This is a genomic window from Micromonospora maritima (assembly GCF_902825405.1).
Taxonomy (GTDB): domain Bacteria; phylum Actinomycetota; class Actinomycetes; order Mycobacteriales; family Micromonosporaceae; genus Micromonospora; species Micromonospora maritima.
Map to the genome: position 1 here is coordinate 1 of NZ_CADEAU010000310.1, position 6,553 is coordinate 6,553.

5 protein-coding genes are annotated in these 6,553 nt (G+C 74.8%); 3 read left to right on the forward strand and 2 right to left on the reverse strand.

Annotation, left to right across the window (positions count from 1 at the left end; genetic code table 11):
* Both HUW36_RS22760 and HUW36_RS22765 read left to right on the forward strand, forming a co-directional pair.
* A partial coding sequence (locus HUW36_RS22760; protein WP_484502601.1) for an nSTAND1 domain-containing NTPase occupies positions 1 to 2,584 on the forward strand: 2,584 nt, incomplete at its 5' end.
* Positions 2,572 to 2,928 carry a CU044_2847 family protein gene (locus HUW36_RS22765; RefSeq protein WP_174530039.1) on the forward strand — a complete coding sequence of 119 codons (357 nt, stop codon included), beginning with the start codon at positions 2,572 to 2,574 and terminating at the stop codon, positions 2,926 to 2,928. The genes HUW36_RS22760 and HUW36_RS22765, both read left to right, overlap by 13 nt.
* A gap of 13 nt (positions 2,929 to 2,941) precedes the next feature.
* On the opposite strand, the gene HUW36_RS22770 is transcribed toward HUW36_RS22765, so the two are convergent.
* Both HUW36_RS22770 and HUW36_RS22775 read right to left on the reverse strand, forming a co-directional pair.
* Entirely contained in the window at positions 2,942 to 3,253 is a 312-nt protein-coding gene (locus HUW36_RS22770; protein WP_174530040.1) for an NIPSNAP family protein, read from the reverse strand.
* 9 nt (positions 3,254 to 3,262) lie between these two features.
* Positions 3,263 to 4,033, reverse strand: a complete 771-nt coding sequence (locus HUW36_RS22775) for a TetR/AcrR family transcriptional regulator (protein WP_174530041.1) — start codon at positions 4,031 to 4,033, stop codon at positions 3,263 to 3,265.
* 191 nt (positions 4,034 to 4,224) lie between these two features.
* Here HUW36_RS22775 and helR point away from each other — a divergent pair, with 191 nt between their 5' ends.
* Entirely contained in the window at positions 4,225 to 6,456 is a 2,232-nt protein-coding gene (helR, locus tag HUW36_RS22780) for an RNA polymerase recycling motor ATPase HelR (RefSeq protein ID WP_425487257.1), read from the forward strand.
* Positions 6,457 to 6,553 lie beyond the last annotated feature (97 nt).

The following is a 6,553-nucleotide window of genomic DNA, read 5'->3' on the forward strand; positions in this document are numbered from 1 at the left end:
GACCGCGCTGGCGCGGCACCCCGTCGACGCGCTGGCGGCGGTGTCGGCCGCCGCCGGCGTGGACCGCCTGGTGCTGGTCGTGGACCAGTTCGAGGAGGTGTTCACCCAGCCGCCGCCGGCCCGGCGGGCGCTGGTCGAGGTGCTGCGCACCGCCCTGCGGCCGGCCGCGCGAGTGTCGGTCGTGCTGGCGATGCAGGACACCTTCCTCGGCTCCTGCCTGCGCGACCCGGCCATGGCGGAGCTGGCCGCCGGCTGGCTGCCGGCGACGATCGCCGAACTCACCCCCGAGCAGCTGCGTGAGGTGATCGAGGGACCGCTGGCCCGGGTCGGCACCATCGGCGTCGAGCCCGGGCTGGTCGACCGCATGGTCGAGGACGTCCGCGACGCGCCGAACCCGCTGCCGCTGGTGCAGTTCACCCTCACCGAGCTGTGGCAGCGTCGCCGGGCGGGCGCGCTCACCCACCAGGCGTACGACGCGCTGGGCGGCGTGCGCGGGGCGCTGGCCGACTACGCCGAACGGGTGTGGGAGGCCCTCGACCCACCCGCCCGGGCCGCGGCGGAACGGCTGCTCGTGCAGCTCACCCGACCGCTGCCGGAGTCGAACCTGTCGGTGCGCCGCACCGCCGTCCTGGCCGACCTCGACGACGCGCGGCTGGCCGTCGCCCAGCGGCTGGCGACGACCCGGCTTCTGGTGCTGCGCGCGGCCGGCACCGTGCCTGGCGTGGAGCTTGCCCACGAGTCGCTGGTCAGCCGCTGGGCCCGGCTGCGCGCGCTGGTCGAGCGCCACCGCGAGTTCCGCATCTGGCAGGACCTGCTCCGGCTGCGGATGACGGGTACGTCCGGCGACGGGACGGCACGGCGGTGGCTGACCGGCGCGGACCTGCGCGAGGCCGGCCGCTGGACGGCCTCGCACGGCGATCAGTTGACCGTCGCCGAGCGGGGGTTCGTCACCGGCAGCCGGCGACGACGCCGGCAGCGGGTCGTCGCGGTCGGGGTGACGCTGGCCGTGGCGCTCGGGGTGGTCACGACCACCTGGCGCAGCACCGCCGAGCAGCGCGCGGAGATCGCCGCCAAGGACCTGGCCGTGAAGGCCGCCGCCCGGTCGGGGACCGACAGCTACGGCGCCCGCCAGCTGGCCCTGCGGGCGTGGCGCACCGACCCGGACCTGGAGTTCGGCCTGGAACTGCCCGATCGCTACGACGGCGTCGACGCGCTGGTGCCGAGCTACGAGGGCGGGGTCGGCCGGTCACCGGATCCGACGCCGTCGGCCGCGACGCCCGAGCCGCCCCGGGGCGACTGGTTCGGCACCGACCTGTCGCAGCAGGTCAGCGCCGACGGTCGAGCGCTGGTCACCCTCGACGCCGCCGGCCGGCCCGCGCTGTGGAGCCTCACCGACCGGGTCCGGCGCGACGCCGGGCTCACCCGGCTGTCGGCCGGGAACGTCGCCACCATGCAGCCGACCGTCAGCCGTGACGGCAACCGGGTGGCCTTCCTGCAGTCGGTGCTGCCGACCCTGCGTACCGACGCTCCGGTGGACGCGGAAGGGCTGCCGAAGCCCGACCCGGCCGACTACCCGACCTGCCGCCCGACGTCACTGAGTCAGGTGTTGACGTGTCTCGTCGTCTACGACGTGCGCCAGCGGCGGGTGCACAGCGCGGTGGTCCTGGGCGGCCTGGGCGCCGCGTCGCGGATCCGTGACCTGAGCATCGATCCGACCGGCCGGACGATGGCCGTGCTGGTGTCGGGCGCCGCACCGGGCGAGACCGACTGGACGCGGAACACGGTCGTGCTGTGGGACGTGGACACCGGCGCCGAACTGGGTCGGTCCACCCTGCCGTGGCGCAGCCTGATCGGGCGTCTGTGGCTCGGCCCGGGCGGCCGCGACGCCCTGCTGATCGAGCTGCCCACCGACGACTCGGGCGCGTTCGGCTCCCGGACCGCGCTGTCCGCCGTCACGCTCACCGGCGCCGCCACCCGCCAGGTGCTGGTCGACGGCATCAGCGACGTGGCGATGAGCGCGGACTGGCGCAGGGTCGCCGCCACGGTCCGCGACCGCAATGGCGATCGGACCCGGGTGACCGTCCTCGACGCTTCCTCGCGGCGCCCGGTCACGCCCGTGCTCACCCTGCGCGACGAGGAGCGCAACGGCTCCATCGCGCTGGACGCCACCGGGTCGGCCCTGGCGCTCTCCTGGCAGCCCAGCGTCTTCAACGCCACCGACACCACCATCACCCACCTGGGTGACACGGCGTCCCGGCTGACACTCTGGTCGCTGCCCGACGGCGTCCGCGCCGCCGACTCCCACCCGTACGCCGGCGAATGGCGGGCCGCCGTGCCGCTGGGGCGGGCCGCCGACGGGGCCTTCGCGTTGATGCACACCACCACGGTCGGCGTGGTGCTGCCGGCGGCCGGGAAACCGCCACCGCTGCGCCGGCTGGGCGAGAGGTCCCGGGCCCGGCTCACCGATTCGGCGGCGGACGTGATGCCGCGGCTCTGCGCCCTGCTGGCCGACCCGAACACCGACGACGCGGTACGCCCCCTCGTGCCGCGGGACGCCTATCAGGAGGATCTGTGTCCGAGCTGAAGCGGTTCGACCTGGACGGAGCGGACTTCGTACTGGTGGAGGTGGCCACCGACGGCCCCGACATCTCGCCGGTGTCCCGGTCCGCGGACGTGGTCGAGGCCGCCACCGCGTCGTTCGGCGCCGCTCTCCGGCACGTCCGCACCGCGGCCTCGGTGGCGCTGACCCGGTTCCGCGAGATGGACGCCCAACCCGACGAGATCACGCTGGAGTTCGGCGTCAAGCTGACCACCGAGGCCGGGGCGGTGATCGCCAGGACCGCCGCCGAGGGCAACCTGAAGGTCTGCCTCACCTGGCGCAAGCCGGGCGCGGAGCCGGCGGAGGCCGGGCGCGCGGAAGAGACCTGATGCCCGGCGCTGCTCAGTCCGTCGGCAGGAGCGGACGCATGAACGTGCGTTCGTAGCGCAGCACGCAACCCGACTCGTCGCGGATCCGGTCCGCCGCGACGAACTCCGGATCCGTCCCGAAGTGGGCGCGGTAGCGCTCGTACGCCGCCAGGCTCTCGAAACTGAACAACGCCTCGGCGCGGTCGCTCGCGCCCTCGGCCGGCAGGAAGTAGCCGTGGTGCACGCCGCCGTGGCGCGCCACCAGCCGCATCCAGGCGCGGGCGAACCGTTCGAACGCCTCGATCCGGGCCGGATCGATGGTGTAGTGCACGACGCAGGTGATCACGCGACCACCCTAGGCGTCGCCGGTCCGCTCGGCGACCACCACCGAGATGCCGTCGAGCACCCGTTGCAGACCGAACTCGAAGGCGTGGTCCGGCCCGTACGCGGCGCCGTGCGCCAGGCCCGCGGCCGTGCCCACCCGGGCGGCCAGCGGGTAGCTGCCCGAGGCCATGAACTTCTCCAGCCACGGCCCGTGGGTCTGCCACCACTGGTCGTCGGTCATCCCGGTCTCCCGCTCCAGCTCGACCACGTCGAGCGCGGCCCGGGCCGCGCTCTTGGCGTGCCCGAGCACGAGCGTGAGCACCGCGTCCATCTCCACGTCGTCGAGCCCGATGTCGGCCACGGCGTGCAGCTCGTAGTCGTACTTGGCCAGCACGTTCGGGCCGAGCACCGGCCGGGTGGTCTCGGCCCGCAGCAGCCACGGGTGGGCGCGGTAGAGCGCCAGGTTGTCCCGGGCGATGCGTTCCAGCCGCCCGCGCCAGCCGCCCGGCACGTCGACCGGGCGGGGCAGGTCGCCCAGGACGGCGTCGACCATGACGTCGAGCAGTTCCGCCTTGCCCGGCACGTAGGTGTAGACCGACATGGTGCCGACGCCGAGCGCCTCGCTGACCCGGCGCATGGTGAGCCCGTCGATGCCCTCGGCGTCGGCGATCTCGACGGCGGTCCGCACGATCCGGTCGACGCTCAGACCGGGCCCGGCGCCCCGGCTCGCCGGCTCCCTGGTGCGCCAGAGGAGGGCCAGGCTACGGGCGGGGTCGGCCTTGCGCCTGCGCTCCTTCGACATGGTGTCGCCATCGTACCGGCCGGGACCCGGCGGGACGCGTGCCGCTGCGGCCAGGAACGGGAACAAGAATTGTTCGCGCAAAAAGAATGGCGGGATCTCCCGCCACTACCAACATATAGCGCACCCGGGGTCTTGCGGCAAGCCCCGGTCGGTGACGCAGAATTGCCGGCCGAAGCCATGTTCCCGACGAAATGGAAAAGCCGCGAAGAGCGGAGGTACGGCCGTGCCCGCGTACCGGCGGGACGGATGCGCCACAGATCGGAGCCGACGAGTTGAACCCGCCCACCACCAGCGTTTTCGATCTTCCCGACCGCCTCGCGGCGAAGGCCGACCCGGCGTTGGTCGCCGCCGACGAACGCCACTTCGCCGCGCTCGCGGAGAGCCTGCGCCGGTCGATCGCCGACCTGTCCGACCGGCTCGACGCCACCCGCCGGGCCGCCGCCGGCAGGGGCCGGCAGGCCGTCGACCGGGACCAGGAGATCCGCCGGACGACCGCGCGCCTGCGTACCCTGCGCCGCTACGGCCTCGACCTCTGCCTCGGCCGGATGGTCGGCGCCCACGGCGCGGAGCCGGTGTACGTCGGGCGGCTCGGCCTTACCGACGGCGCCGGTGGCCGGCTGCTGCTCGACTGGCGCTCACCGGCCGCCGAGCCGTTCTTCGGCGCCACCCACGCCGACCCGATGGGCCTGGCCAGCCGCCGCCGCTACCGCTGGACCGGCGGACGGATCACCGACTACTGGGACGAGGTGTTCACCGCCGACGGGCTCGCCGGCCACGCCGCCCTCGACGACCAGTCCGCGTTCCTCGCCAGCCTGGGCGCCACCCGGTCGGCCCGGATGCGGGACGTGCTCGGCACCATCCAGGCCGACCAGGACGCCATCATCCGGGCCGGCTCCCGGGGCGCGCTGGTCGTGGACGGCGGGCCGGGCACGGGCAAGACGGTGGTCGCGCTGCACCGCACCGCGTACCTGCTGCACGCCGACCCCCGGCTCGGCGAGCGCCGGGGCGGGGTGCTGGTGGTCGGCCCGCACCAGCCGTACCTGACCTACGTCTCCGACGTGCTGCCCAGCCTCGGTGAGGAGGAGGTGCAGATCTGCACGCTGCGGGACCTGGTGCCGGAGGGCGCGGTGGCGACCGCCGAGACCGACCCGCAGGCGGCCCGCCTGAAGTCGTCCGCGGACCTGGTGCGGGCGGTCGACGCGGCGGTGCGCTTCTACGAGGAGCCGCCCACGACCGGGACGACCGTCGCCGTCGAGGACGGCGACCTGCGGCTGACCGCCGACGACTGGGCGCGGGCGTTCGAGGCGGCCGGGCCCGGCACCCCGCACAACGAGGCGCGCGACGAGGTGTGGGCGGAACTGGTCACGATCCTGCTGGAGAAGTACGACGGCGACGAGCCGGAGGGCGTGCTGCGCCGGTCGCTGGCGACCAACCGGGAGCTGGTCACCGCGTTCGGCCGGGCGTGGCCGCTGCTCGACCCGACCGACGTCGTGGCGGACCTCTGGTCCGTGCCCGCCTACCTGCGCCGGTGCGCGCCGTGGCTGGACGTCGAGGAGATCCGGACGCTGCGGCGGGCCGACGCCCGGGCCTGGACGGTGGCCGACCTGCCGCTGCTGGACGCGGCCCGGCGTCGGGTCGGCGACCCGGAGGCGTCGAGGCGTCGGCGGCGCGACGAGGCCACCCTCGCCGCGCAGCGGGACCAGATGGACACGGTCGTCGACGCGCTGATCGCGACGCACGCCTACGACGACGGCGAGGGCCTGATGACCATGCTGCTCGGCGAGGACATGCGGACCAGCCTGGTCGACGAGAGCGCGCTGAGCGTCGTGGACCCGGACCTGCTGGCCGGCCCGTTCGCGCATGTGGTGGTGGACGAGGCGCAGGAGCTGACCGACGCCGAGTGGCAGATGCTGCTCTCCCGCTGCCCGTCGCGCAGCTTCACCGTCGTCGGGGACCGCGCGCAGGCCCGGCACGGCTTCGCCGAGTCGTGGCGGGAACGGCTGGAGCGGGTCGGGTTCGACCGGATCGCGCTGGCCACGCTGACCGTCAACTACCGCACCCCGGCGCAGGTGATGGCCGAGGCCGAGCCGGTCATCCGCGCCGTGCTGCCGGACGCGAACGTGCCGACGTCCGTCCGCACCGGTGACGTACCGGTGCGGCACGGCGCCCGGTCGCAGCTGCGGGCCGTGGTGGACGGCTGGCTCGCCGCGCACGCCGAGGGGACCGCCTGCGTCATCGGCGACCCGACCTTCCCGGCCGGGGACCGGGTCCGGTCGCTGAGCCCGGAGCTGGCCAAGGGGCTGGAGTTCGACCTGGTCGTGCTGGTCGACCCGGAGGCGTTCGGCGACGGTGTCGAGGGGGCGGTGGACCGCTACGTGGCGATGACCCGCGCCACCCGCGAGCTGGTCGTGCTCACCGGCTGAGCACGACCGGTCACGTGTCCGCGGCGGGACCGTCGAGCAGCCGGCGGGCCTGCCGCGCGGCGTCGGCGGCCAGCGCCGCCAGTGCGGCGGCGTCGAC